Below are 25,590 nucleotides of genomic sequence, written 5' to 3' on the forward strand. Positions count from 1 at the left end.
GCTCTGCCCGGCTGAAACACCCGTAACACGTCAGCCGGGCAGAGCCCGGCTCTACGCCTCCGGCTTCTCCGCAAACGCCGGGTCATCACTCAACCGCGGCCCCGGCGGGCGGCGGCGGGCATTCGCCACGAACGCACGGTACTGATTGATCGCTATCGCACCGCGAATGGCAAAGGTGAGGGTGATCGCGGACGCACCAAGGGAAATCAGAGAGACGTTACCCTTGACCGCATTGAACAATTCCATCAGCAGGCTGAGTCCGCTGAGCGCTGCCAGCACCGTGGCCGCCAACTGAAAGCGGTTGTAGACCCCAACTGCGAACGCCGCGTTGATCGCCGCTGTGATGCCGAACATGAGCAGAAACATCGTGCCGCTGTTGGGGAATCTGAACATCTGCACGGCACCCCAACCCAGCGCAAGCACGGTCTGGATGCACAGAAGAATCCACAGGTGTTTGATCGGGCGGGTGATGTCGTTGGGAATCTCAACGACCCAGCTGTTCTGGCGAAGGTCGGGCGCAACCTTGCTGGCAGTGTACGGGCTCTCTTCTTCCATCGCGTCTGGTTCCAATAGGCGTTCGGAAAAGCGTATCCCCAAAAACATGACGCAGAAATAGGATTTCTCCTACGTAGAGCCGGGCTCTGCCCGGCTTCCGTTGCCGAACGCACCGACCATCTCGACGCGCATGGCGCGTCGCTACGGTGCCGGGGCGATCCCGTGGATCACACCACCACGTAACGCTCAATGGTAGGGTCGGACGCAAGTCGACCGCCGATAAGGGTGATCAGCACGGTAACGACTGACCACCAACGCAGAAGCGCCTCTCCGACCCCAGTCGCATTCCCGCTCGTTTCACACCACAATGCCCAAGCACCACTGATCCGGCAGCAAGGAAGGAACCCGCGTAGTGTCCAAGCACCCCAAGTCCGCACCACCGTCGCCCGATGACCTGCCGCTGGAGCCGATGAGCCCGGCGCTGCCGCAGCACCCGGACCACGCGATGTACAAGCAGATCCGCAAGCACGTGACCCAGCTGGACAAGCAGCACGGCCGCACCTTCGACGACGTGAGCGAGCGTCTTGCCACCAGCCTGCTTGCCCTGGCCAAGGCCCATCGCCTGAGCCGCGTGGACCACGTGGTTCTGAGCAACCCCACCGACGAGTACCCCACCGCACACAACGTGTTTGTGGTCGAAGGCGACTTGGACAATCCCGGTCACCGCCGCGCCAGCATGGAAACCCTGGTGGCGGTAACGCCGCCCGGCGAAGAAGACGAAGACAACTAAGACTGCGCGCGACGCATTTGCCTCTTCAACGCAACCACGCGCCCGCATAAGCTCCACACCTGCACCCGCCACGCCTCTGTCGCCAACCTCCCGACACGCGCACCTGGCGGGTGTTTTCGTATGCGAGGTACTACACGCGTCACCACAACGACGCAATCGCCTCTACTTCGCATCTTCACACGCGCCTATCCTTCACGCAGCACACCGACTGGTGTCATCCGCAAGGACAGCAATCGGTTCCCCCGAAAGCGCATGGAGCAGCGTGCAATGAATGCAATCAAACACCCCGTCAACAGCCACCCGGCCGATGAAGAAAAAGCGCGTCGCTCGGTCTGGGAATCCGGCGACTGGCTCACCGCCGAACAAATCATCACGCTGGCCGAGATGAGCGACTACCCGCTACGCGTGCAGCCGGATGTGTGGAAGAAGAAGGGCATCATCTTCGCCATCCAGCGCGGTGGAACCGAGTACTTCCCCGGCTACGGCCTGGACCACGCAGACGGCTTCCGGCCATTGCTGGCGTTGACCATGGTGACCAAGATTTTGGCCCCGCACCGAGACTGCTGGGGCATGGCAGTGTGGTTCGGCACCCGCAATCCGTTGCTCGACGGCCTGTGCCCGCAGGACCTGCTGGAGCTGGAGCCGAACAATGTTATTGCGGCGGCGTTGGCGTTGGCGAACAACCAGCAGTTGTGCGAATGAACGGCCTGAACTAATCTAACCGCAATACACCCGCCACGCCTCTGTTGCGCTCCTGCGCACCACGCTCAAATAGGCGGGTTTTTTGTCTCGGTAGAGCCACGCCATGCGTGGCTTCGACCAACTCTGACACCCCGCAGCCACGCATGGCGTGGCTCTACATCGACATGGGCGGTGGTGCCTGCCGCTGCTGCTCCTGCTCGCGCCCCTGTTGTCGCACCTGCTCCTGCCGCGTGACTTCAGCCTGCTCGAGGTTCTGCTGCGCGGGCTGAAGCATCGCCTCCCGGCCATCCACCACGGCGTTGAAGAACGGTGGCTTGTCGCCATGCGGTGCATACACCGCCACGACGTTGTGCTCGCCATTCGGACCCAATGCACCGGTCACCCGGTCCACGCGCTGGAAGGCCGGGTTCTCGGCCTGCTTCCGGTACAGCGAAGCGGCCACGTTGTGGCTCTGCTCTTCATTCCAGTTGCCCGTCCCCTGCACCCACGTATGAATCTTCTCGTAGGCCGGATGGTCAGGGTGATCCGGATGGTTCGGCAACAGCGCAGGGGCGGGCGCAGGCGTCGGGTGTTCCACCCTCGGCGCGGTGACGGTGACCGCATCCAGCATGGCCGGGTCGCTGCTCTGCGCCGGCGCAGGTGCAGCCGCCAGCTGTGCCTGATGCCGCGCCACGTCCTCCATCGTGGTCGTGCTCTGCAGCACCATGCGATTGCCGCCGTCATCGCTGAAGGCAGCGATCGCGCTGTCGGCACTGGGCCCGTGGGTACGCGGGTCTGCCATCAGCTCCAGCGTGACGTACTCCGGCTTGCCCGACTGTGCGAGGTTCTGCTGGACGGCGGCAGCGGTGGCATCCAGCTGCTCGGGCGTGCGCTCGATGCCGTGTTTCGCATACAGGTCTTCCAGCTGACCACGCACGCCCTCAGGCTCAAGCTGCCGGTTCTCCCAGATCTGGTCGGCCATCTGGCTCAGCCCCTGGACGCCAGCCTCCTGGCTCTTCCAGGTGAGCTCCAACTCGTCACGCAGATTCAGATTGGCGGTGCTGTCGAACAGCACGCCATCGTGCAGCCACTGCCCATCCGCCTGGCGCGTGTAGGTCTGGCCGTTACTGGCCTTCAAGGTGTCCGGGTTGTCGCGGGCATTCTGGATCGCAGACGGAATAGCGGAGCCCTCGCGGGTCGCGAAGTCATCCCAGCGTTGCTGCTCGTGCGCCACCATGTAGCGCGCGGCGAGCGAGGCCGGGGAGTTGGCGGCATTCTGCGCAATGATGGTGCGTGACTGCTCGTCCAGCATCGGCAGGCGCTCGGGATTAACCGCCTCACGGTGACTGGTCGGCACGCGGCCGTCGACCGTCTGCTGGATTTCCAGCATCCACTCGCCACTGCGCGCGTCGCGCACGTAGTCGCGGCCGGTTTCAAATGGCGCGCGCGGAGGATGGGTTTCCGCACTGGCGTTGATGCGGTACGGGTCGCGAGCTGGGGGCAGGTGGTCCAGACCGAGCTCGTAGGAAGCCGTTGCGGCCTTGTGGTTGAGCTGGCGCTCCAGCGTGCCAACGGCGACGTAGCGGGAGCGGAAGGTGACGTCGTTACCCAGCGCATCCTGCACCGGACGCACCTCGACACCGGTGCCAAGATCACCGCTCTGCACCTGCTGCTGGTGTGAACCGCGATACCACCTCCCCTCCGGATCAGCAGGATCGCGCTGCCATGTGCGTCCGAGCGAATCCTCCTGCGTGTAGACGCGGTCGATATCTTTCTGCTTGGCCCAGTTGTCGCCCAGATAGGCACCGAAGGCACCGCCGCCAATGCCGGTAATGATTGCTCCTGGACCAGTCCACGAACCGGTGGTCAGGCCCACGCCTGCGCCGGCGATGAAGCCACCTAACGCACCGCCTACGTTGCGGCCCACGAAGTGCGCTGCAGTGGAGTCGGCGGCGGCTTCGTTGCCTTGCGCGTGCAGCTGCACCCATTTATGACCCGTGGTGCCAAAGTCATGCGCCATGAGTGCAAGGCCGGCAACGCCAGCGACTTTCATGCCAGGGCCAACGCCACCAGGCACGCGATGCGGCGTAGCCTCAGCGACGACCTCGGCTGCAGTGGCGGCGCTCGGTGGACCGCGCGGTGCGCCGGGCTGGCTTGGAGTGCGGTGGGGAGGTTCGGGAGGCTCGGCCTGGAGTCGCGGTTCTTCAAGAACAATTCCGCGCGCTGACGCCCATTCCACGCGAGTGGTGGTCATCTCGGCGAGGCTGAGGCTCTTGAAGTCGTCCAGCGGACGCGCATACAGGGTCTTTCCCAATGCGTCGTAGCCTTCAATCGGCATGAGATCGGCGCGCAGCTTGGTGACGGTCACCGCTTCAGGGCCGTTGGCGGTAGCGTGCTGCGCGAGGGTGCGCTCCAGCGCTTGGTACTCGGCGGCGGACCGGCTGACAAACGTCAGCGGATCGGGACCGAATGCGCTCACCGGGTAGCCATTGATCCGGGTGTTGGGATGTTCCAGCGCCGTGGTGAGCTCAAAGTTGCTGAAGCCGCGGTTGGCCTTGGCATTTTCCACGAAAGCGACGAGCGGCTTGCCGGTGGCGATGGCGTTTTCGAAGTAGCGGGGGCTGCCGGCGTTCCACATCATGTCGCTGAGCGCACCGCCAGGGCCTCCCATGGGGACCAAGCCTTCTGCAGCCATGTGGCTCTTGAACTTGTCCATGACACGCGAGAAGTCAGGATGCTGGGACGGATTCTTCGTAACATCATCGACGTACTCACCCCACGGTGTGTTGCCGATGATCCCTGCCCGACCATTAGTGTCCGACACATACGCTGCGGCGTTATCGTAGTTGTACGCCCCATGGCTGTCCGTACCGGAGAACCCAACGTACTCCAGACCTGAAGGCAGGTCCGGCGGAAATTGCCTCATCTTGGCTTCGATGAAGTCGGCGTAACTGCTGACGCTGTCGGGCCCTGATCCAGGAGACTTCAGGTATTGAATCACCTGATCAATCTGTTCGGGCCTGATAGGGCTATTATCAATGTTGGTCGCGGGTGCCAGCGTTGTTCGTGCGAAGTCATCAAAGATAAAGCTTGTCATCGCGGTTCTCCTTAACCAGCATCTGACGGAACAAATGCCTCAGCGAGGGTGATCGTTCCATCCGCGCTGGGCACGACGCCAGCGGGCACGCGAATGGGCTGCTGGGATAGCGCTTCAACCCGTGTGAAGACCAGATATCGCTTGTTGACCAAGCCATCGGGCTCCCCCTTGAAGCCATCAAGAAGTCCTTGAGCCAGCTCACGAAGATAGGTGAAATCATCGTCCGAACTGCCAAGAATTGGCTTGACCCGCAGAGCCGCTTCCAACGCAGGACGCGTGCTGAGGTCAATCGTATACAGGCGTTCGTGATAACCAGGGCGATTAAGGAAGTACTCAGCCCCTCCGACGCCCAATCCGGTGAGCATCTGTCCGGACTGGCGGAATGAGTACTGATACTCCACTTCTCTCGAGTCCCCGGATGCGACATCGGCCTGCATACGTGGCTGACCGATGGAAATTCCATTCGCTTCGTAGAACGGTGTCTTACTCTCGGAGTTCGGATCCATCAGAACTATTCGTCCCTAAGTTGAGGTGACCAGTCTGGGCCCAGGCATGATGCCGGATGCGCCCCCTCATCCCTGGCCGGCCCCCCATCGTCCCCCATCCCGATGACAGGGACAACCCGACCCACCCGTCCAGCAAACCACAGGCCCCAGACCAGCCCCTCAATCTCTTGCCCTGAGACCGCGATCCCGTATCATCACAGGGAGCCAAAATTTGGCGCCAACCTGTCCTGGACGCTCCGCACCACATGAAAGCCCCCGCCCCTGAGCGTCGCACCAGCCTGCGCCTGTCGGCCGAGCAGCACGAAGCCATTGAGCGCCTGTGCCACCAGGACGGCGGCAAGGTGCCGATGAGCAGCTGGATCGCACGGGCGATCGAGGACAAGATCGCCCGCGACACCGGTGTGGCCGATGAGCCGGGTGTCGCGTCCGGCCAAGGTGGGCATCGCTTCTACGAATTCTTCGCCGGCGGCGGCATGGCCCGGGCGGGCCTGGGGCCGGACTGGCAGTGCCTGTTCGCCAACGACTTCGAGCCGATGAAGGGCCGCGCCTACCGGGAAAACTGGAACGGTGGCCACGACCTGCTGGTGGACGACATCAACAACGTCACCCCGGCACAACTGGTGCACGAGGCGGATCTGGCCTGGGCGTCGTTCCCCTGCCAGGACCTTTCGCTGGCCGGTGCGTACAAGGGCATTGGCCACTGGCAGGACAAGCAGCAGACGCGCTCGGGCACCTTCTGGGTGTTCTGGCGGTTGATGCAGTCGCTGCAGAAGGAAGGCCGCGCGCCGCGCATCGTCGTGCTGGAGAACGTGTACGGCGTGCTCACCTCCAACGAGGGTCGCGACTTCGCCGCCATTGGCAATGCGTTTTCCAGCGCCGGCTACCGCTTCGGTGCATTGATGGTGGATGCACGCCACTTCGTGCCGCAGTCACGCCCGCGGGTGTTCATTGTGGGCGTGCGCGATGACGTGGAAGTGCCGGCATCCCTGTTGGGCAGCGAAGCGCATCCCACCTGGCATCCGCCGCGCATGCTCGAAGCGGTGGCAGGGCTGAGCAAGGTTGCCCGGAAGCACTGGCTGTGGTGGAACCTGCCCACGCCACCGGCGCGCGCGCTGCACTTCGTGGACGTGATTGAAGATGCGCCCACCGGTGTGAAGTGGGATACCGCCGAGCGCACCCAGAAACTGCTGGGCATGATGAGTGAGGCCAACCGCAAGAAGGTGCGTGAGGCGCAGAAGGCCGGCCGGCGCATGGTCGGTGGCGTGTACAAGCGCACCCGTCTGGATGAAGAAGGCAACAAGGTGCAGCGCGCCGAAGTGCGCTTCGACGATATTGCCGGTTGCCTGCGCACGCCCTCCGGTGGTTCCAGCCGACAGAGCATTCTGGTGGTGGAAGGCCGCAAGATCCGCTCGCGCCTGCTCTCCCCCCGCGAGGCCGCCCGTCTGATGGGCCTGCCGGACTCCTACCGCCTGCCGCCGAACTACAACGACGCGTACCACATCGCCGGCGACGGCGTGGCGGTACCGGTGGTGCGGCACCTCGCCGAGCACATCTTCGAGCCGCTGCTGCAGCATGCGCAGCGGGCCGAGGTGGCGGCGTGAGTTTGTTTGCTGAGCAAGCGACAGACGCGGACTTCCTGCAGGCGCTGGCGACCTACAGCCAGCAGGCCAAGGTAAAGGGCAAGGGCGCGTTGGCGGTGATGCTGGTGGTGAACGACCACGCGCGCCGTGCGGCGGGCACTGGCAGCGCATTGAGTGCCGACGATCTGCTTACGGAGCAGGGCGGGCAGGTGTTGGGTCTGGGCCGCGCAGCGGTGCAGGCCATCCTGGCCCAGCACGGCATCACCCGCGTGCTGGCGGAGGAGGGCGGCCGCACCAGTCGCGGCAGCATCGGCTTTATGCGCGGCTACGTGGCGTTCTTGAACGAGCAGCGTGCGCTGCGCGGTGAGCTGGATCTGGCCGCCGCCGAGCGCTTCTGGATCAGCCGCGTGGAAGCGTTCTTCGCCGGCAAGCCCTTCAGCATGAAGCTGGACGCTGCCTGGAGCCTGCGCACGGCTGTGCGCCACCTCACCGCACAGGCCGAAGCCCGCCAAAAGGAAGCCGGCGGCACCATGTATCTGGGCACGATGATGCAGCACCTGGTGGGAGCCACCCTGCAGGTGGTGCTGCCGGAGGCCGACAAGGTACTGGTGGTACACCACGGCTCCAACCAGAGCGACCAGAAGCCGGATCGCCACGGTGACTTTGACCTCGGCGATGTGGCGGTGCATGTGAGCACCGCGCCGTCGGAAAGCCTGATCCGCAAGTGCGGCGAAAACCTGGGCAAGGGCAAGCGCCCAGTGATCGTCACCACGCGCCGTGGCCTGCTCACTGCGGAAGGCCTGCTGGAGAACGTCGGCAATCACGATCGTGTGGACGTGGTCGAGTTCGAGCAGTTCCTGGCCACCAACGTCATGCAGTTTGGGCGGTTCAGTGTGGATGGCCGGCGCGAGGCATTTCAGCAGATCGTGGATGCGTACAACGACGTGGTAGACAACCACGAGACCGACCCGAGCCTGCGCATTGAGATGAGCGGCGGGAAATAATCGCGTGGGGATGTGGTGATTCCGATCCGGGGTCATGCGTTCCCGGGCGTTACAGCGTTATCGGCGGTCGTCTATCGAGCGACCCTACCGCAGCATCGCCATCGCCATCGCCGCGATGGCACGGCATCAACATTTCCGGAATGTCGGGCTGGTAGCGTCGGTCGCAAGACGACGGCCGATAACGCCCGATCGGCGCATTGACGCATGGAACCGACCAACGAAACGCCGGGATCAGCCGGCCTTCGATCGCTCTAGAAGCTCCCTGGTAGCTACTTCCATGCGCTTCCAATCCTTGAGGAACACCCGGTAGTAACTCAGGGTGATGGCAAGACTGTTTTCGATGTCTACGATGTAGTGATTACACCCAGCAATTGGAATCTCATCCGGAACGTTGACGATGTCCCTGCCCTCGAGTCTAACGCCATCTTTGACATAGGCCACGCTGTCGCACTTGATGAACGTAGCTATGCGGCCATCCGGCGAGCGCGCGACGTACCAGTCGTTTTCTGAAAGCCGGCTGCGCGGCGGAGGTCTGCCGAACTTTGCCGTGTACAAATCGACGAACTGCGGCATTTTGCCCTCGTCAACGGCGTAGGGCGTTAGACCCATGACCTCGGGTTGCGCCAACCGCAGGTCCAATCGATCCCGCGGGTCATTTCGCTCAAGTGAGCCCGGCTCGGTGATGGACTCATTGCTGGCGCGTCGCTCAAGCAACTTCTCTATCGGGACCCTGTCGATGTAATCAACAGAGATTCTGATCTCCCTGCGGAAATCATTGGTACGGGGATGGGCGCGCGCACCTGGCGCAGTCGCAACCATATCCGGCCACTCGATCACCAGGCTCACGCCCTCACCTGGCCACGGCGCGATCTGGCTGTCCAGATAGTTGGCCGGAATCCGGAAGATGCTCGGCCCCAGCTTCACGTCGACAGGCGTGTCGGTATAGGTAAAGCGTCCCATCGTGCGGCCGATCTGGGCAGCTTTTGACGCGTTCGAACTCCCTTGTGGCTCCGCAACAGGGGCTAGGGCGCACGCACTCATGCAGACCGTAATTGCAGATGCGAGCAGCACGCACCGGCCAGCTGAATACATGCTCATAGGTTCATTCCTTTGCATTGACTTCCCCCTGCTACCCCATCCTAATCGCCGGATTCTCCCGCGCCTGCTGATCAACTTCCTGCTGCTGGCTCTGCGCCAACGCCTGCTGCCGATCCGCGCTCGCCACTTCCAATCGCTGCAATGACTGTTCGACCGGCGTCTGCACCGCATCCTGGGTAGGCATCACCGCACGACGGTGCGCGGGGTCATTCAAATCCCCCTGCACGACGAACACATTGCGCCCAGGACCATGCTCTGCGGTGGCGACACTCAGCACCACATGATCAGCGCGATCTAGATTGTTCTCGCGAGCGAGCGCCATCACGCTGGCGGTCATTCGTTCGCTGAACTCATCAAACGAGCGACCTTGCTTTGCATCCAATGCGGCTACTTGTTCGCGGACCTGCTGCATCAGCTGGTACTCGGGGTGGCCCGGGCCGATGTCGGCCAAACGCGTGATCGGCTGATCCTTGCCTGGAACATCATCAATGGAGCCAGTCTTCGGACTTGGCGTAATGGTTCGGAAGTTGTCTTCTTCATGAAACTGAGTCGACATCTCCTGGCGCTCAAGGCGTACGGCGCGGGCGTCGTTCAGCTCTGCGATGCGTGCGGGATCCTTCTCTTGCTCCTGGAACACATCGCGGCCGGCGGTCCTGTAGTTCACCCAGGTGCCGGTTTCCTCGAAGTAGCGTGAGTACTTGTTGTGGCTGCCAATCACGTTTGGGTCGACGCTGTTTCGACTATTCGTAAGCTGGCCCGCCTCCATGACCCCAAGCTTGACCAAGTAGGAACCGCCCTGCCATGCCCCCTTTTCGACAAAAGAGTCAATTCCGGTATTCCACATACGGTTCACGCCCAAGTTGTCGTTGACAAGCATGTTCCGCCAGATCTCCTCCATCTTCTGCGGACCAGAGTTTTCTTGTGCGGCTTGGAGCAGCACGCGAGGTGTCCAGCAGTTAGGGTCCAGCTTGTGTAGTTCGAAGGCCTTGTCATGGGCCAGCATCACATCCTCGCCCGGTAGATTTAGGGCAAGCTCGGGGCGGCCTTCGCGGATCCAGTACCTGCGCCGTTCCAGGTCCTCAAGCAGAAGCGTCTGACCAAACTCTTCCCAGCCGCGCTCAGTCGGTTCCTTGTTTTCAAAACGAGAGCCGCGATCATGCTGGGTACTCGCGTATCCCTGAGCATAGGTGTTCGCAACTTGACCCGGCAGGTTGTCGTTACGAACAACGCCTAGCGCCAAGGTGCCGTATCCGTCAGCGCCAGGAAGCTGAGATAGATAGTTCCAGTACAGTTCGCGATTTCCAGAATTGGCGTAACTGGCCAAGATGCGCAAGTTAGAATCTGTCAGTCCATTCATCTAGAGCTCCTTCAATCGTTGCGGATCAGTTGACCTTGGAGCGGGCGAGAACGCCGCGGATGGCATCCTCCATCTGCTTCCAGTCTTTGAGGAACACGCGGCTATAGTTAATGCTGATTGAGAGACTGTTCTCGATGTCGGTGATGTAGTGCACACATCCTGCGACAGGGGTCTCATCCGGGACGTCGATGATCTGGTCGCCCTCAAGCCTCATTCCATCCTTGACGTAGGCCTTGCTGCCGCACTTGATGAACGAGGTAAGTCGACCATCTGCAGCACGCGCCACATACCAGTCCTGCTCCGTGAGTCGGCTACGCGGCGGCGCTTTTCCATACTTAGCCTCGTATGCCTGGGAGAACAGCGCCATCTTGGACTCGTCGACGGCGTAGGGCGTCAGTCCCATCACCTCGGGCTGCGCAACTCGCATATCCAGACGATCCCTCGGATCGCCTCGTTCAACAGAGTCCGGCGGCGTAGTGGCCTGATTGGACGAGTAGCGTTCGAGTGAGGTCTCAATCGGCGCACGATCGATGTAGTTGATCAAGGCCTTGATCTCCTTCCGGAAATCATTCGTCCTCGGATTCGCCCGCGCCCCCGGCGCACTCGGCCCCATCTCCGGCCACTCGATCACCAGACTCACCCCCTCACCCGGCCACGGCGCGATCTGGCTGTCCAGGTAGTTCGCCGGAATCCGGAACGTATTCGGCCCCAGCTTCACGTCCACGGGGGCATCGGTATAGGTGTGGCCGTTGATGGTGCGGCCGGTCTGGGTGGCTTCGGACATGGTCGAACTCCTTTCTGGTTCCGTAGGTGGGGCCTTGGCGCACGCACTGGTGCAGACCGCAGCCGCAAGTGCCAGCATCACGCACCGGCCGGATGACTTCACGCGCATAGGGCCATTCCATTGCATTGAGTGCGGCCAGTATAGGCAGCGGCCCCGGAACGGCACAGGAACCCTGTCGCAACCCGCTCGATCCAGCTCTGCTACCATATCGCCCTCAGCCAGCCTGCCCACAGCGCTCTTGTTGTGTGGTCGGCCGCCCTCCCGCGGCCGCGCGAGCCAATCTCCTCCGCCTCTTTCGAAGGACGCTCGCATGCACCCCCGTACCCTGTTCCGTTCTGCCGCACTGGCGCTGGCCGTGTCGTTCACCCTTGGCGCGCCGTCGGCATTTGCCGCTGAAAAGGCCGCAACCGCCGCCGCTGCCACGAAGGTCGAGCGCAAGCCGATCGCCCAGGGCCTGTACGAGTTGGCCTTCAGCCCGACCCAGAACGCAGTGTTCGTGGCTTCCTCGGGCGGCTTCGGCGATGCCGCAGGCCCCTCGCAGGTGCTGCGCCTGAATCCGGAAACGCTGGCGGTGGAAAAGGCCATTCCGCTGGAGCGCAAGGCGTTCGGCGTGGTGCTCGATGACGCGCACAACCGCCTGTACGTGGGCAACACCGTGGACACCTCGGTCACCGTGGTGGACACCGCGCAGAACAAGGCCGTCGGCATCGTGCAGCTGATGGAAAAGAAGGTTGGCAAGGACGGCAAGGCCGCCTATACCCACGACTTGCGCGAGCTGGTGGTGGATCCGGCCAACAACCGCCTGTACGTCACCGGTCACTCCGGCGAAGGCAGCGTGCTGTTCGTGGTGGACACGCAGAGCCTGAAGCTGATCAACACCATTCCGGGCCTGGGCAATGCGAAGGCTCCGGGCCTGGTGTTCGACGCCGCCAACAAGCGCGTGCTGACCTCCAACCTGCTGGGTGAAGTGGTCACCGTGGGCACCGAAAGCGCGAAGGTGGAACAGCGCTTCAAGGTCACCGCCGAGCAGCCGATGAACCTGGCCCTGGACCCCACCGGCAAGCGCCTGTTCGTGACCGACCAGGGCCTGGAGATGATCCGCAAGTACCAGGGCAACAGCATCCCGGGCTTTGTGTCCAAGCACCCGGGCCAGCGCGTGCTGGTGCTGGACCCGAAGACCGGCAAGGAACTGGCGAGCATCCCGACCGACGCCGGCCCGCTGGGCCTGCTGCTGGACGCCCCGCGTCATCGCCTGTACGTGACCAACCGCGAAGCCGGCACGGTCACCGCGTATGACAGCAACAGCTACAAGCAGCTCGCCACCTACGCGGTGCCGACCCACCCGAACAGCCTGGCGCTGGATGCCAAGAACAACGTCCTGTACGTGACCATCAAGAATGGCGAAAAGGACGAGAAGGGCAGCGAGGAATCGGTGGCGCGTATCGCGCTGTAATGCGTTGTACCCCGCCGGAGAAAAATTTCCGGCGGGGTGCAAACCCATACGCTTTCACTGCACGTAATACGCCCGCGCGTCACCCAGCATCAGAACCACCCCTGACACCTCCCCCCACGCATCGCGCTGGAACTCGACCTGCAAACCATCGATGTCAGGGGATACGAACCGATTCGGCGACACCGGCAGCAGCTGTCCGCTTCGACGCGTGCCTGCCACACCCATCCGCACGCCATTCTCGCCCACGGTGACCTCAACAGCGGGTATGTCGAACACATCGGCAAGCGCGCCCTGCAACGCCATGGGCACCGCGTCACTGCGCTGGTAGCGCCCCGCAATACTGGCCACGACCGCAGACTGCGGATCCAGCGCGATGCTCCGCACCACGGGGTTGACCCCGCGACCAATCACATCGGACAACGCATTGCGGATCTCCGCCGCCAGCGCCGCACCGTTCTCGCCATTGGTCAAAATGACGAAGCCGTCGCCGGTTTCCAGATACCCCTCGATCAAGGCGCGATAGCTGTCATTGGATCCGCCATGGTGGAAAATGCGCTGCATGCCGTCGCCGTCCAGGCGCGGTCCCAGCCCATGCCAACTCGGGCTCACCGCCGTCATCATGTCGGTAGCCAATGGGCGCGGCAGGAACGTGTTCTTGCCCTGGTAACTGGTCGTCAACGCAGCAACGAAGCGGCCAAGGTCCGCCGCGCTGGTCCACAGGCCAGAGGCACCGGCCTCGGGGAATGATTGCCAGCCGCGCGGCAGGGCGGTCACCGCCCCCTTGCCGTCATGCGCTTTCGCGATGTTGTCGATGTCTTCCGGCGGTCCGTCGAACCGGCTGCGGGACATGCCGACCGGGGTGAATACCTGCGCACGGGCAAGCGCATCCAGGCGCTGTCCACTCACGCTTTCGAGGACATGCTGCTCAACCATCACGCCGCCGCCGGAATAGTCGCCCCGCTCACCCGGCGCGTGGACGAGGCGAATCGGTTGGTTCTTGGCAGGTGGCACACCGTCCAGCGTCTGCAACAGCGTTGGCAGCGCTTCGCCGGGAAGGTAGTCGGCGAATCCGTGCACGCCCAGACCGCTTGTGTGTGAAAGCAACATGCGCAGGGTGATGTACGGATGCGGGGTCGCTGCAGTGCCCGGTACCCGCCAGTCGGTAAGGTACTGCTGGATGTTCTGGTCGAGGTCGAGACGATGGTCGGCCACCAGCCGCAGCGTTGTGGCGGCGGTGACGACCTTGCTGACCGAGCCCACCGAGAACAGCGTGTCGGCGTTTACCGGATCGGCCGAGCCAGCTGCCCGTACGCCATAGCCCGCTGCGTGGACGAGCTTTCCGTCGCGCAACACCGCAATGGCTACACCGGGTACGTGATGCTCGCTCATGCGCTGCTGCAGCGACCAGCGCGGCTGCGAAGCGCCGGGTTCCAGAATGCCCGGACGCAGGCCCGCATCCAAGGCGGCGTCAACGGCGACGTCGTGCAGGTCCGCAGCAGCGGCCGGCAAGGCCAACAGTGCAAACACAATCGTTGCAACACGCAGCGGCATCCCGCCGCGCAGGCAGACAGTTCGATGCTTCATGATGACCTCGGGAAGGAGCGGGATGGGTCAGCGGCGCGCGGCAACTGCACCGTGCTGTACCAGGTAGTCGCGCACAACCGCATTGCGCGACTGGTTGTAGGGCGAGCGCCAGCGGCGACCGTCGGCCATCACGCCGAGATTGACGTCGGCACCGTGCTCAATGAGGAAGGCGACAGTGGCAAGGTCACCGGAACGCGCGGCGTTGATCAGCGGCGTTTCGTCAAACATCACATGACGGTTCACGTCCGCTCCGGCGGCCACCAGCCGCTCAACCACGGCCAGGTGACCGGGGGCAGCAGCGACAATGAGCGGATTGCCTTCGCCAGCCGCTGCCAGGTCGGGTTGCGCGCCCATCTCCAGCAAGGCGTCCAGGGCGGCAAGCTGCCCGTTACGCGCAGCGCTGATCAGCGCGGTGCCATCTCCAAACACCGATGCATTTACTGGCACGCCTTCGTCCACAAGCCGCCGCATGCGGGCGACGTCGCCGTCGGCGGCCGCATCCACAAGATCGCGGGCATCCGGGGACTCTGCTGGACGGACAGCGGGGCGCGGAACGTGGGCGACGGAGGTGCCCAATCGCGGGGTGACCGCCAACGCCACGCTCGCATGGATACCAAGCGCCAACACGCACAGGCCCAGCGCACTCCAGCGCATGCCGCGGCGCACATGGCCCGGCTCCAGCGCGAGCAGTTGGTCGATGCGCTCGGTGAGTCCGCTGCGGTTGACCGACATGCCCACTGCCAACGCGTTGTGGTGCTCACGTTGCTGGATCAGTGCGGAGACGCCGTTGAGCAGTGATTCGGCATAGCGTCGACCGGATCCGGCCTGTACAGCGGCGCGTGCATCGCAGGCGGACTCACGCGCCGCATCCAGGCGTCGCCCGATCAGGTGCATGAAGGGACTCCACCAGAACAGGGCCAGGACCGCGCGCTGGGCCGCGCTGGCCCACAGGTCGCGTCGCTCGATGTGAGCAGCTTCATGCAGCAGCAGATGACGCAGCGCTTCGGCAGGCAGCGCGTCGAGGAGCGTCCGCGGCACCAGAATGCGCGGTCGCAACAGGCCGACGACCATCGGGCCGTGGACATGCTCGGAAACCGCGACATCTGCCCGCGCAGGGCAGGCGGGGCCCAACAACGCACGCAGCGTCGCATCGGCCTGGCCAGTGCGGTGCAGTCTTCGCGCCTGCTGCATACCGACCAGCAAACGCGCCAGCACGAAAAGCGTACCCGTCAGCCAAAGCGCGGCGAGCAGTTGCAGCATGTCGACGGGAACGGCCGGGCGCTCGGAGGACGGAGCGACACTCGAGTTAGTGGGCACGCCAGTGGAACGAGCGACACTTTGTACCGACTCGCTGGGAGCGGTGACGGTTGAGGTGGGGGCAATGGCTGTGCCGGGCAGCAACACCATCAAGGGCGATGCGGCCGCCAATACGAGGGTGCCGGCGAGCAACCAGGAACGCGCCTCTGCACTGAATAGACGAGGGGTTACCACCACAACCGCAATCAGGAACAACAGCGCGCTGTGCCACAGGTGCTGGAGGGCGAAGGTGAACAACAGGTGCGTCCAATGCATGGTCATTCTGGTTTCCTCTTGCGGGGCGTTTCAGCGTCGGCAATGCGGTCCTGCAGGGTTTTCAGTTCATCGGTATCAAGGTCATGCGCTTCAATCAGATGCTGCGCCAGTACGCTGGGCGAGCCATTGAAGAACGACTTCAGCAGGTTCTGCAGCGCCTGCTGCCGGGCTTCGACACGGGTAATGGCCGCGCTGTAAATGAAAGCGCGGCCTTCAGCGCGGTGCGTGACCAGACCTTTCTTGTCCAGCACTTTGAACATGGTCAGCACCGTGGTGTAGGCCACGGGCTTCTTCCTGGACAGCTCATCGGTGACCTCGCGCACCGACGCCTCCTTCTTCTTCCATAGCACCTCCAGGATGCGGCGTTCGGAATCGGTAAGGGTGGGAGACGGAGGGCGTGCCATGGGCTATCTACTGGTTCGTTAGTTGATGGGCAGATCCTGCGCCTCGCCCGGCAGGGTGTCAACTATGTAATTAGTAATGGGGGCGCAGAGCCCTGTTGGGGCGGAACCCTGACCGGGCAGACGCTGTCTGCTGCAACGCTTTGGGCACCCTGGGGGTTCCCTTGGGGCACCTTCGGATGGCTACACCGCGCGATACCCGCTTTGGTAGGGACGGTCGAAAGACGTCCGCCGATAACAACGATCGGCTCTTTAACGCATGGACCAAGCAGGTCCAGCGCTTCCCAAGCTCGCGCGTGCCGCATAGGACTAATCCGATACCCCCCATCCACCGACGCGGGCAGAATGGCCATGGTTTCCCAATCGGGATGGCAAAGGGGATGCGGTCATGAGTGTTGGAGCATCGATTCGTCTAGCAGTGGGCATCGGCGTCATGGCCCTGGCGTGTGTGTACCCAGCAGGCGCATCCGGCGCGGCAAAGTTTCCGAAGGAGGCGATCGGCACGTGGGACCTGGGTCCGGCGGCGTGCAAGCTTCCGGTAAATCCAGATTCTGATGCGCCAATCGAAATCCAGAGCAATCGCCTGCTTGGCTACGAGAACACAGACAAGCTAAGAAAGATCTCCCGGATTTCGAACGAGCCGGCCGCCTGGCGGGTATCAACAGAATCCAACATCGCGCCAGGGATCGTCGTAGACGAAATCTATGTCCTGAAAGGTGATCATCTGACGATCACGGACGGTGAGTCAGTTCGAGCCTACCGTAGGTGTCGCTGATGCCGCGTCCGCTAATACTAGTAGTTCGAGTAGGGGGTCCGTCATGACGCAACAAGAACCGTCTTTGCCGCACTACCGGCTCATCCAGCTTCATAGTCCGCGACTTGGGAATCAGGCAGTTCAAGACCTGGATGGGTTGGTGACACACCACCCCGGGGCAAACGCCCGGGCACGAATCGAGGACGGCGTACCTGTTGGTGTCGAAGATGCCCGTCGCCGATCCTATGGCGTAGTCGGGGGTGAGATCCAAGAGCTTGAAACGCGTCGTACCGACGGTGGTACGGCCAGTGCCCTTGGGGAAGACCAGATACTGCTCACCAAGGACTTCATACTGGAAGACAGTCGGATTCCATCCGGTGGACGCGGTGTACGTGAGGTCGATGTGCCCTCACCGGTTGAAGGGTACGTGGGCCGGGTATCGGCCGCGATGGGCACAGTCGATATTTATGATCGTGCAGGCGGAGAGCTGAGGGCACGGATCCTGCACATGAATCCGATCCATGTTTCTGTCGGAGATGATGTCGCGTACGGACAGGCGCTGGGGGTGCAGAGCAACCAAGGGCTGGAGCGCGCGGGCAAGCACGTCCACATTGAGGTTGATACGCGAAGCTATCAGCACTTCGAGAACTACATGGAAGACCTTGCAAGTGGACGTCTCGCCATTGACCCTGATCGGCGCAGTTCAGGTATTGAACCCCGGCCATTCGCCAATGATGGCGTGATTCGCATCGGTGAGTCATCTCCTGAGGTGCTGGTTGCTCAGCGCGTTCTGAACGCACACGGCCATGTGGGAGCAGACGGCCAGCCACTCGCTGAGGATGGTGTCTACCGCCTCTCCATGCAGCGCGCAGTCATCAAGTTCCAAGAGGCGAACGGCCTTACACCAACGGGTGACTTGGATCCTGCTACGATGCGGACCATCGCTCCACCCATGTTTCCGCCCGAGGTTAATCCGCGCATGCCTGACCAACAGCCCCCTTACGTCCCGCTTCAAGGGCAGGCAGACGTCAGCTCCGCCGCAGCGCAGAACCCGCTTCTGGCCCAGTCGCGCGACGCCATGCAGCGCCTCGAAACCACCTTGGGCCGCGAATTCGACCACAACAGCGAGCGCATGGCGGCCAGCGCCGCCTGCCTGGCCAAGGACAGCGGTCTCTCGCGCGTGGACCATGTGCTCCTGAGCAACGCCACCGAGACCAAGCGGCAGGGTGAAACCTTCTTCGTGGTGCAGGGCGACCCGGCCAATCCGGCGCACCGCCGCGCGCACATGCCGACTGAGCAGGCGTTGAATGCGCCGCTGGAACAGTCGCTGCAGCGGTTGCAGGGTGTGGATGCGCCGGCGCAGGCCCAGACGCAGAGTCAGCAGCGGGAGCAGAACGAGCAGTTGGTGCAGCAGGCGCAGCAGCCGCACCAGATGGGGTGAGTTGGTCGAGGACACGCATGGCGTGTCACTACGGCTCGTTGGGGGATTCGGGTGGGTTCAGCCGGGCAAAGCCCGGCTCTACGGGGATTGCGGAGACTTTGTGGAGGCGTCTGCGGCAACTATGCGCTTGATCTCTCCCACGCACTGCTCTCCAGTTCGTCCAGTGCAATCTGCACACGGTCGTCAAAAACGTCCTGAAGGCTGAGCGTAAGAGAAAGGGGATCTACGGTGGCCCGGTTTTCCCAAAGCCACGGGTTGTAGCTCCATATCTGAAGTTTGAAGGTGTCGGATTCGGCTTGTTCGCGCAGATTGAATTCCGACCCGTACGTGCGCCAGTCGCTTGGACCGATGGCAAATACCGGTTCTGCAGGCGGCGACAGCAGCGTGAGCTCGGCCAACGCGCTCTCGCCAGCCAACTTCAGGCCGGTGCGCTCGGGCACGGGGCCTGCGAGGTGCAATTCCTTGGTCACCGGGCTGCGCATGAGTGGCTTGGCATGTGCCCACATTTCAGAGCGCGAGCCGGCCAACGCCAGCATGGAGCTGGAGCCCTGCTTGTACACACGCACCAGACCCGCTGCTTCAAGTTCGCGATTGGCACGGCTGGCCGTCATTGGCGAGTAGCCAAGCTTTCGCGCTATGGCACGCGTCGTCATGTCGCCGCCGTCGTTGAGGAGCAGGGTGAGCAGAACCGCCTGCGTTGCCGGTCCCAGGCTGAGCACCTCGGAACGAGGTGCCGATGTTGTAGGCCGCTCGCGCAGGTCCAGCGCCAGGCTCGGCGCGTGGAGTTGGCTGTCGGGCACGACGAATTCCACGCGCTCGCTCAGCAGCCGCTTGCGTTCGTACGACGTGAGGTGCCCGGCTACATACAGCACCCGGCTTTGGGCCGCGTCACGCAGCCTGGACAGCATGCGGTGCAGGGTCTGCTGCGACTGCGCTGTCTTGGCGGCCGCCAGCACCACCTCGTGGCCATGAACCCGAAGCTGACCCAGTTCAAACGCGTCCTGCAGAAAGTAGGGCAGGGTCGGCAATTTCAAGGCGCGCACGTCCGAGACATCGCCGGGCAACAGATCGGCCAGATAGCGCTGTGCTCCATCGATCAGAAGGGACATGGCGTGGCTCCGTAACCATTGATTCAACTGTAACATCGAACCTGATACGGTGCAAAAACGTGTTACGTAAGCGCGCGGACCCCATGAAGAAAACCACCACGCCCCCCTGGAAAAAGCCCAACCCCAAAACCCGCAAGGGGCAGCCGCTCTCTGCGGCGCAGAAGGACGCAGCAAAACAGCGCGCCGAAGAAAACGGGCGCGCCTATCCCAATCTGGTCGACAACATGTGGGCGGCCAAGCTGCCGCGCGGGGACTAGCGGCGCGTCAGCGCGCCGCGTCCTTGGCCTGGCTCAGCGCCTGGTCGGCGCGCAGGAACAGCACGTTGTTGGATTCGCCCGTGCTGGTGGAAGCGGCACCGAGCAGCAGGCGCGTGCCCAGTGCAGCGGTGATCGGCTCGGCAGCCAGTTGAATCCGCGCCAGCGTATCCGCCGGATCATCCGTGCCCAGCACGGCAATGAACTCACCACTGCCGGTGACGCGGTTGATGCTGTCGCCGCGCTCCAGCTGCAGGCACTGCTCCAATGCCTGGTCGAGCTGGGTGAGCTGGCGGTCCAGAGTGCGCTCGCCGACGCGGCGGGCGACCTCGTCCAGATTCTGGAGTTCGAGAATCACCACGCTGTAGTCACCGCCACTGGTCGGAGCGGGCGCATCCTCGACGGTCACGGCCTGCTCGAGGATGGTGGCGACCTGCTGCTCGCGCTCGCGGCTGCGACTTTCCATCAGGTTCATGGTCAGCCGCGCGAGTGCTTCCAACGCTTCGCGCTGGGTCTGGCTGAGCTCACGTGGATTGAGGTCGACCACGCACACGCTGCCCACGGCGGCACCGGTGTCCGTGACCAGCGGCATGCCGGCATAGAAGCGTGCGCCGATCTCGTTGAGTACGGGGTTGTCGGCGAAGCGGCTGTCCTGCATCAGGTCGCCAATTTCCATCAACTGGCCGGGCTGGCGGATCGCATGGTCGCAAACGGCCACATTGCGTTCGGTCTGGTGTCCGTCCAGGCCGGTCCGGGCTTTGAACCACTGGGTGTCGCGGTCTATCAGGGTGACCAGCGCCATCGGCGTGCCGCACACGGCGGCGGCAACTTTGACGATGTCGTCGTAGGCCGGTTCGGGCAGGCTGCCTACGATGTGCAGGGCATCCAGCGCGCGCTGGCGCTCGGCTTCGTCAAGGCGGGGGGTAGTGCTCAAGGACATGCAGTTTCCTGACCTACGTATGGCTCAGGCCATAGCGTAGGTCAGGAGCGGTGCGCGCCGGGTTAAGCCCAGGTGGAGGCGGTGAACCGGCGATTCAGCTGCGCACACCGTGCGCTGCCGCATGGAGCCGCGGGATCAGTCCGGAACGTTGATCACCTGCGGGTCGCAGACGATGTACTTGCGTTCGCCGGGCTCGCTCTCGCCATCGGTAACCACCACGGCCACGTTGATCAGGGCGGGCCTGGACACGCTGTCGTACACCGTCGCCGAACGTCCGTCGGGAGCAACCTCAGGCAGTCCCATCTCCCCACCTCCGTTGTCGACAACGGTGAAGATCCGGATGCCCTTCGTACTCTTCGGGGTCAGGACAATGTTGATGTTCCCGGCCTTGTGGGTCAGCAGAATCTCCGGAGAGAACTTGTAGAAGTACTTGCCGTCGTCGGTGTTGCCGCCCTCGCCAACGTACATGACGGTGAGATCAAACGTATCTGTCGGAACTGCGTACATGCTTACATCCCCCTGTGATGTGCCAGCTGGCACGGAATCAATGAATCAATGGCGGTGCCGGCTGCAGCTGGGCCAGCAGCGGAGCCAGCCGCTGCCACAGGTCGCGGGCTTCGCGATCCGTGGCACGCTGCTCTTCGTTGCCCAGCCACAGCGCGGCCTGGCGCAGCTGCTCGGTGTGTGCACTCAGATGGGCGGCATCCAGCTCGGCGCGCAGTACGCTGGTTTCCGCACGCAGCAGGCGTTCGCGGCGCGAGGGTTTTTCGGTCGGCGGCATTTCGTCCAGATAGCCCTGGGCCTGCGCCAGACGCTGCGTGGCGGTGCCGGTCTGCCCGGCCGCATGCGCCAGGCGCGCGGCACCGAGTGCGGAGCGGATCTTCAGCCGGGGTAGCTCACGCACCTCGGCACCACTTTCCAGCAGCGCGCCGAGCAGGCGGTCGGCAATGACGAAGTGTGCGGTGGCATCGGGCAGGTTGCCCACGTCCAGCGCGAGTTCGCCGGCGGTGCGGTGGGTCACGCTGCGGTCGCGGGCCCAGTCGCTGCGATCGGGCTGTGCTTCGCCAATCTGGTCGAGCAGGCGGGTGGCGGCGACCAGCTCGGTGTGTGCCGCTTCGCGTTCGCCCAGGCTGGAGAGAATCTGCCCGCGCAGGGTGTGCAGCACGGCTTCACGGTGTTTCCATTCGGCATCCTGCGGCGCGCGTTCGCGCACCTGGGTGATCACGCTCACCGCTTCGTCGTAGGCGATGCGTGCCTGCGGCCACTGGCCCAGGCGGTCGTGTGCGCTCGCCACCCACGAAAGGCTGTCGGCGAGGTCCGCGCGCAGGCGCACGTCGTCGGGGTTGAGTGCCTGGGCGCGACGCTTGTGCTGCAGCGACTGCTGGAACAGCTGCAGCGACTGCGCGTTCTGCTCTGCACTGCGGGCCAGCGTGCCCAGGTTGTTGAGCGCGTACGACGCTTCCAGCCAGGCCTTGGAATTATCCGGCTGCAGCACGGTGGCGCGTTCGGTGGCGACGCGGTACGCATTCCAGTGCTGGAGTGCGCCGGCGGTGTCGTTGCGCAGGAAGGCGAGGTAGCCGTTCCAGTAGTGCGACTCACCGAGGTTCAACTGCGCGTCGGCCGACTTCGGTTGCTCCTGGGCCACCTGCTCCGCCAGGGCGAGCGACTCGGTGGCCAGCGGCGCGGCGTCATCCAGCACACCACGCGCCACACGAATGCGCGCCAGCTGGCGCAGCACGCGTGAGCGTTCCAGGCGGGTGTCGTGGCTGCGTGCGTCGGCACCGGCCAGGTCGTGTTGAATGCGGGTGCCCACTTCATCCAGCAGGTCCAACCGGCCGACCTGCTCGAGCCGGTCGGTGAGGTCGCCGAGCATGTATTCCACCAGGCCGGCGGCGCGCTCGCGGTCCTGTTCGGCCTGCAAGCGGGCATGGTGGGCGATGCCGAAACCGGCCATGGCCACCACCGCCAGCGCGGAAACCGTGCCGATCGCACCGCGCTTGATCCAGCGCTGGCGCTGCTCGCGGTGTGCCGACGCGGCCACCAGCGCATGGCAGGGACTGTCCAGCAGCTGCGGGCGACGCCGCAGCAGCTCGCGCGCTTCGTCCAGCAGGCGGCCGCCGGGAAGCAGCAGGTCGCGGCGTTGATCTTCCTGCTGCCAGCGCTGGGCGGCCAGGTGCAGGCGCTCGCGCAGGTGCAGGTCGTCGCGGTTGTCGGCCACCCATTGGGCGGCGCGCGGCCAGGCGCGCAGCAGGGTTTCGTGGGCGATCTGCACGGAAGGGGCGTTGTCTTCGGCGGTACCTGCCAGTAGACGGTTGCGGAGCAGCGCATCCACCAGCTCGCGCTCGGGCCCGGGCGCGAACGCCTGCAGCGGTGCCGCCACGCAGCTGATCTGCTCGCCGTCGGCGGAGTAACGCACCAGCTGTACCAGCACGTTGGGCAGGCTGTTGCGCGCGGCGGGCGAAACGGCCGCCATTACCTTTTCTGCGTGCTGGCGCAGCGCGCCTTCCAGCCCGCCGATGGCGGTGTAGGCGGCAAAGCCCAGCCGGCCACCGTCCTGGCGGTGTTCGTACAGCAGCTGCAGGGTGTGCTGCAGCAGCGGCAGGCCATGGCGCTGGGCCACGGCGGAGTCGCGCAGCACGTCATCGAGGCGTCCGTCCGGACCTTCTTCAAACGAGAGCGCGGCCAACTGCGCCGGGCGGCGGATGATCTCGGCAATCTCGGCCGGACCGGGCGGGGCCAGGTCGACGTGGCCGCTGGGCTGTTTCAGTGCCAGCAGTCCGGGCACGCTGGCCAGGGCGGGGTAGGCGCTGCTGCGGCAGGCCGCGACCACCGCGATGTGGCCGCTGCGTGCCAGTTGTTCGAGCAGTGCCGCATCCTGAGCGGCCTGCGCAGGGTCGCCGTCCTCGGCGAAGAAGTCGTCCAGCTGGTCGATCACCAGCACCAGCGCAGGTGCGCGATCGCCCTGGCGTGCACCCTGGGCACTGCGGATGCGGTCGGCCAGCTGCTGCAACGCGCGCTCGGGGGTGTGCTCCAGCGACTGCTGCCAGGTGTCGACGTCATGGCCTTCCAGCAGCGCCGGCTGCAGGGTGGTCACCAATGCGTCGGCAACGGCGGCAGCGAGTGTGCGGGTACCCGGGCCGCGGCCCGGCACACGGGCGATGGCGACCACGTCGAGTGCGCCGACACCGGGCGGTGCCAGGCGCGGAATCAGACCGGCGTTGAGCAGCGAACTCTTGCCGCTGCCGCTGGCTCCGACCAGCAGCACGAACGCGCACTGCTGCTGCCACTGCGCTTCCAGCGCCTGCACCAGGGTCTCGACCGCAGCGCTGCGGCCGAAGAACACGGCGGCGTCGTCGCTGTCGAAAGCGTCCAGGCCACGGAACGGACTGCCCGGCGTAGCGGGCGCGGCGGCTTGCGCGACCGGGCCGCGATAGCCGGCGGGCAGGGTCACCGGGGCGATCAGCCGGTAGCCGCGCTTGCGGATGGTTTCGATGTAGCGCGGGGCGACGGCGCTGTCGCCCAATGCCTTGCGTAGCTGGGCGATGGCCTTCTGCACCGGGTTGTCGCCCAGGCTGAGGTCGGCACCGCACTCCACCAGCAGGCGCTCGGGGGTAACCACGGTGCCGGCGTTGTAGGCCAGGAACTCCAGGGTTTCCATCGCGCGCGGCTCAACGCTCACCCGGCCGGCGTCGCTGGCCAGGGCGTTTTCCTTCGGATACACGATCCAGTCGCCGACGCGGAAGTGCTCGACAGCGGGGACCTGCGGAGTAGGTTCGTTCAACGCACTGCCCTTTTTGGCCGTCAGCGCACACAACCGGCGGCTGATGCGCAGATAGTAAGGCAATGTGAAGACCGTCGTGCTTCAAAGCAGGTCGCAGGCCACCCCGCGCGCAGGCCAGGCCGTATCCATGGCTGGCGGCTGCGCGCGCCAGGAGTGGCAACCCAGCCGGAACAGCGTGGGTTGCTCACGCCCAGTCGAACCCTGCACAGGCAGTTGCACCGAGAGCACCAGGTCCACCCGGGCTTCCTCGCCGGGCATATGGCCGTGGGTGTCGATGTGCAGGGTCAGGGTGTCTTCATAGCCGGCGGGCACGGTTGCCAGGCAGCTCACCCAGCCATTGGCACGGCCCAGCACGAACGGTGCGATCTGCAACGGCCCGTTGGCGTCGTTGCCCAGCACCGAAAAGGTCCAGGCCGGCGGGCAGGCGTGCGCGCGCAGCTCCAGCTGCATGGCGGCACTGGCGTCGCGCTGCTCGTAGCGGGCCTGGAAGGTATAGCGGTCGGCCATGCCGTAGGCGACGCTGCGCTGGGCATGACCGGGATGGTGTTCGAAGAAGCTCTGCAGGTCGCGCACGTTGCGCATGATGACCGGCGGGGCCGGCAGCCGCGGCTGCGGGGCCAGCGGCTGCAGTAGGTCGGGCCAGCACGGCAGCGGCGGGTGGCCGATGGCCACGAACAGCTGGCCGGGGACGTCGCTGCCGCTGCCATTGGCGCAGCGCACGAACACCTGGTTGTTCACCGACGGCAGGTGCGGGAAGTCCGGTGCCCGGTCCCAGCGCGGCTGACCGCTTTCGTCCGGCAGCGAGCGCCGGAACAGCGGCTCGCGGGCGTCAGGGCTGCACATGGCGGGCACCCTCGTGGAGGTGTTCGGCAACCGGGAGGATGTGCATGACGGGCCTCGTTGATGCGG

The 25,590-nt window shown here is 64.3% G+C and carries 22 protein-coding genes; 8 read left to right on the plus strand and 14 right to left on the minus strand.

What is annotated here, in order from left to right; translation table 11 throughout:
- Nucleotides 1–51: 51 nt before the first annotated feature.
- Nucleotides 52–555, minus strand: coding sequence for a hypothetical protein (locus QMX83_RS04360; protein WP_282295433.1), 504 nt, complete (start codon nt 553–555; stop codon nt 52–54).
- A gap of 352 nt (nt 556–907) precedes the next feature.
- Between QMX83_RS04360 and QMX83_RS04365 the strand changes: the two genes are divergently transcribed.
- Both QMX83_RS04365 and QMX83_RS04370 read left to right on the plus strand, forming a co-directional pair.
- Nucleotides 908–1,285, plus strand: a complete 378-nt coding sequence (locus QMX83_RS04365) for an XVIPCD domain-containing protein (protein ID WP_282295434.1) — start codon at nt 908–910, stop codon at nt 1,283–1,285.
- A 267-nt stretch (nt 1,286–1,552) separates the two neighbouring features.
- Nucleotides 1,553–1,987 carry a hypothetical protein gene (locus QMX83_RS04370; protein ID WP_282295435.1) on the plus strand — a complete coding sequence of 145 codons (435 nt, stop codon included), beginning with the start codon at nt 1,553–1,555 and terminating at the stop codon, nt 1,985–1,987.
- 154 nt (nt 1,988–2,141) lie between these two features.
- On the opposite strand, the gene QMX83_RS04375 is transcribed toward QMX83_RS04370, so the two are convergent.
- Nucleotides 2,142–4,892, minus strand: coding sequence for an XVIPCD domain-containing protein (locus QMX83_RS04375; protein ID WP_282295436.1), 2,751 nt, complete (start codon nt 4,890–4,892; stop codon nt 2,142–2,144).
- Between the two features lie 182 nt (nt 4,893–5,074).
- Entirely contained in the window at nt 5,075–5,569 is a 495-nt protein-coding gene (locus QMX83_RS04380; RefSeq protein ID WP_282295437.1) for a hypothetical protein, read from the minus strand.
- A 245-nt stretch (nt 5,570–5,814) separates the two neighbouring features.
- Between QMX83_RS04380 and QMX83_RS04385 the strand changes: the two genes are divergently transcribed.
- Together QMX83_RS04385 and QMX83_RS04390 are read left to right on the plus strand one after the other, a co-directional pair.
- Nucleotides 5,815–7,170 carry a DNA cytosine methyltransferase gene (locus QMX83_RS04385; protein WP_282295438.1) on the plus strand — a complete coding sequence of 452 codons (1,356 nt, stop codon included), beginning with the start codon at nt 5,815–5,817 and terminating at the stop codon, nt 7,168–7,170.
- Nucleotides 7,167–8,153 (plus strand): DUF4928 family protein, encoded by a 987-nt coding sequence (locus QMX83_RS04390; RefSeq protein WP_282295439.1) that lies wholly within the window; start codon nt 7,167–7,169, stop codon nt 8,151–8,153. Before QMX83_RS04385 ends, QMX83_RS04390 begins: the two co-directional genes overlap by 4 nt.
- Before the next feature lie 231 nt (nt 8,154–8,384).
- Here the strand turns inward: QMX83_RS04390 and QMX83_RS04395 are convergent, their stop codons facing one another.
- From QMX83_RS04395 to QMX83_RS04405, 3 genes are read right to left on the minus strand one after another with little or no spacing between them, the layout of a single operon-like run.
- Nucleotides 8,385–9,251 (minus strand): hypothetical protein, encoded by an 867-nt coding sequence (locus tag QMX83_RS04395; RefSeq protein ID WP_282295440.1) that lies wholly within the window; start codon nt 9,249–9,251, stop codon nt 8,385–8,387.
- A gap of 31 nt (nt 9,252–9,282) precedes the next feature.
- A complete protein-coding gene (locus QMX83_RS04400) occupies nt 9,283–10,608 on the minus strand; it encodes an XVIPCD domain-containing protein (protein ID WP_282295441.1) in 1,326 nt (441 codons plus the stop codon).
- Nucleotides 10,609–10,633: 25 nt separating this feature from the next.
- On the minus strand, nt 10,634–11,500 hold the full coding sequence (locus QMX83_RS04405) for a hypothetical protein (RefSeq protein WP_282295442.1): 867 nt from the start codon (nt 11,498–11,500) through the stop codon (nt 10,634–10,636).
- Between the two features lie 202 nt (nt 11,501–11,702).
- Here QMX83_RS04405 and QMX83_RS04410 point away from each other — a divergent pair, with 202 nt between their 5' ends.
- The gene (locus QMX83_RS04410; RefSeq protein WP_282295443.1) at nt 11,703–12,845 is read left to right on the plus strand and encodes a YncE family protein; all 1,143 of its coding nucleotides are present in this window, start codon (nt 11,703–11,705) and stop codon (nt 12,843–12,845) included.
- Nucleotides 12,846–12,899: 54 nt separating this feature from the next.
- Here the strand turns inward: QMX83_RS04410 and QMX83_RS04415 are convergent, their stop codons facing one another.
- The 3 genes from QMX83_RS04415 to QMX83_RS04425 are packed head-to-tail and all read right to left on the minus strand — an operon-like array spanning nt 12,900 to nt 16,405.
- Nucleotides 12,900–14,429 (minus strand): serine hydrolase domain-containing protein, encoded by a 1,530-nt coding sequence (locus QMX83_RS04415; protein WP_282295444.1) that lies wholly within the window; start codon nt 14,427–14,429, stop codon nt 12,900–12,902.
- A 27-nt stretch (nt 14,430–14,456) separates the two neighbouring features.
- The gene (locus tag QMX83_RS04420) at nt 14,457–16,007 is read right to left on the minus strand and encodes a M56 family metallopeptidase (protein ID WP_282295445.1); all 1,551 of its coding nucleotides are present in this window, start codon (nt 16,005–16,007) and stop codon (nt 14,457–14,459) included.
- Nucleotides 16,004–16,405 (minus strand): BlaI/MecI/CopY family transcriptional regulator, encoded by a 402-nt coding sequence (locus QMX83_RS04425; RefSeq protein ID WP_282295446.1) that lies wholly within the window; start codon nt 16,403–16,405, stop codon nt 16,004–16,006. The genes QMX83_RS04420 and QMX83_RS04425 overlap by 4 nt, the downstream gene beginning before the upstream one ends.
- A gap of 385 nt (nt 16,406–16,790) precedes the next feature.
- Between QMX83_RS04425 and QMX83_RS04430 the strand changes: the two genes are divergently transcribed.
- Both QMX83_RS04430 and QMX83_RS04435 read left to right on the plus strand, forming a co-directional pair.
- Nucleotides 16,791–17,177, plus strand: coding sequence for a hypothetical protein (locus QMX83_RS04430; protein WP_282295447.1), 387 nt, complete (start codon nt 16,791–16,793; stop codon nt 17,175–17,177).
- Nucleotides 17,178–17,220: 43 nt separating this feature from the next.
- Nucleotides 17,221–18,597, plus strand: coding sequence for an XVIPCD domain-containing protein (locus QMX83_RS04435; protein ID WP_282295448.1), 1,377 nt, complete (start codon nt 17,221–17,223; stop codon nt 18,595–18,597).
- Between the two features lie 119 nt (nt 18,598–18,716).
- On the opposite strand, the gene QMX83_RS04440 is transcribed toward QMX83_RS04435, so the two are convergent.
- A complete protein-coding gene (locus QMX83_RS04440) occupies nt 18,717–19,706 on the minus strand; it encodes a winged helix-turn-helix transcriptional regulator (protein WP_282295449.1) in 990 nt (329 codons plus the stop codon).
- A gap of 83 nt (nt 19,707–19,789) precedes the next feature.
- On the opposite strand from QMX83_RS04440, the gene QMX83_RS04445 reads away from it, so the two are divergent.
- The gene (locus QMX83_RS04445; RefSeq protein ID WP_282295450.1) at nt 19,790–19,963 is read left to right on the plus strand and encodes a hypothetical protein; all 174 of its coding nucleotides are present in this window, start codon (nt 19,790–19,792) and stop codon (nt 19,961–19,963) included.
- 7 nt (nt 19,964–19,970) lie between these two features.
- Here the strand turns inward: QMX83_RS04445 and QMX83_RS04450 are convergent, their stop codons facing one another.
- The 4 genes from QMX83_RS04450 to QMX83_RS04465 form a co-directional block, all read right to left on the minus strand.
- Complete coding sequence (locus QMX83_RS04450) at nt 19,971–20,900, minus strand: GAF domain-containing protein (protein WP_282295451.1); 930 nt, start codon at nt 20,898–20,900, stop codon at nt 19,971–19,973.
- Nucleotides 20,901–21,035: 135 nt separating this feature from the next.
- Complete coding sequence (locus QMX83_RS04455) at nt 21,036–21,407, minus strand: hypothetical protein (protein WP_282295452.1); 372 nt, start codon at nt 21,405–21,407, stop codon at nt 21,036–21,038.
- A gap of 37 nt (nt 21,408–21,444) precedes the next feature.
- Nucleotides 21,445–24,744: a winged helix-turn-helix domain-containing protein gene (locus QMX83_RS04460; RefSeq protein WP_282295453.1), complete on the minus strand. Its 3,300-nt coding sequence runs from the start codon at nt 24,742–24,744 to the stop codon at nt 21,445–21,447.
- An 18-nt stretch (nt 24,745–24,762) separates the two neighbouring features.
- Entirely contained in the window at nt 24,763–25,524 is a 762-nt protein-coding gene (locus tag QMX83_RS04465; protein WP_282295454.1) for a hypothetical protein, read from the minus strand.
- Nucleotides 25,525–25,590 lie beyond the last annotated feature (66 nt).

This window comes from Stenotrophomonas sp. PS02289, from assembly GCF_029960115.1.
Classification (GTDB): domain Bacteria; phylum Pseudomonadota; class Gammaproteobacteria; order Xanthomonadales; family Xanthomonadaceae; genus Stenotrophomonas.

Excerpts from the sequence above, each read along its gene's own strand:
- QMX83_RS04430 (WP_282295447.1), top strand. The coding sequence starts at position 16,791 with ATGAGTGTTGGAGCATCGATTCGTCTAGCAGTGGGCATCGGCGTCATG.
- QMX83_RS04370 (WP_282295435.1), top strand. The coding sequence starts at position 1,553 with ATGAATGCAATCAAACACCCCGTCAACAGCCACCCGGCCGATGAAGAA.
- QMX83_RS04465 (WP_282295454.1), bottom strand. The coding sequence starts at position 25,524 with ATGTGCAGCCCTGACGCCCGCGAGCCGCTGTTCCGGCGCTCGCTGCCG.
- QMX83_RS04395 (WP_282295440.1), bottom strand. The coding sequence starts at position 9,251 with ATGAGCATGTATTCAGCTGGCCGGTGCGTGCTGCTCGCATCTGCAATT.
- QMX83_RS04385 (WP_282295438.1), top strand. The coding sequence starts at position 5,815 with ATGAAAGCCCCCGCCCCTGAGCGTCGCACCAGCCTGCGCCTGTCGGCC.
- QMX83_RS04400 (WP_282295441.1), bottom strand. The coding sequence starts at position 10,608 with ATGAATGGACTGACAGATTCTAACTTGCGCATCTTGGCCAGTTACGCC.
- QMX83_RS04420 (WP_282295445.1), bottom strand. The coding sequence starts at position 16,007 with ATGACCATGCATTGGACGCACCTGTTGTTCACCTTCGCCCTCCAGCAC.
- QMX83_RS04450 (WP_282295451.1), bottom strand. The coding sequence starts at position 20,900 with ATGTCCTTGAGCACTACCCCCCGCCTTGACGAAGCCGAGCGCCAGCGC.
- QMX83_RS04435 (WP_282295448.1), top strand. The coding sequence starts at position 17,221 with ATGACGCAACAAGAACCGTCTTTGCCGCACTACCGGCTCATCCAGCTT.
- QMX83_RS04375 (WP_282295436.1), bottom strand. The coding sequence starts at position 4,892 with ATGAGGCAATTTCCGCCGGACCTGCCTTCAGGTCTGGAGTACGTTGGG.
- QMX83_RS04425 (WP_282295446.1), bottom strand. The coding sequence starts at position 16,405 with ATGGCACGCCCTCCGTCTCCCACCCTTACCGATTCCGAACGCCGCATC.
- QMX83_RS04410 (WP_282295443.1), top strand. The coding sequence starts at position 11,703 with ATGCACCCCCGTACCCTGTTCCGTTCTGCCGCACTGGCGCTGGCCGTG.
- QMX83_RS04440 (WP_282295449.1), bottom strand. The coding sequence starts at position 19,706 with ATGTCCCTTCTGATCGATGGAGCACAGCGCTATCTGGCCGATCTGTTG.
- QMX83_RS04405 (WP_282295442.1), bottom strand. The coding sequence starts at position 11,500 with ATGCGCGTGAAGTCATCCGGCCGGTGCGTGATGCTGGCACTTGCGGCT.
- QMX83_RS04445 (WP_282295450.1), top strand. The coding sequence starts at position 19,790 with ATGAAGAAAACCACCACGCCCCCCTGGAAAAAGCCCAACCCCAAAACC.
- QMX83_RS04360 (WP_282295433.1), bottom strand. The coding sequence starts at position 555 with ATGGAAGAAGAGAGCCCGTACACTGCCAGCAAGGTTGCGCCCGACCTT.
- QMX83_RS04415 (WP_282295444.1), bottom strand. The coding sequence starts at position 14,429 with ATGAAGCATCGAACTGTCTGCCTGCGCGGCGGGATGCCGCTGCGTGTT.
- QMX83_RS04455 (WP_282295452.1), bottom strand. The coding sequence starts at position 21,407 with ATGTACGCAGTTCCGACAGATACGTTTGATCTCACCGTCATGTACGTT.
- QMX83_RS04380 (WP_282295437.1), bottom strand. The coding sequence starts at position 5,569 with ATGGATCCGAACTCCGAGAGTAAGACACCGTTCTACGAAGCGAATGGA.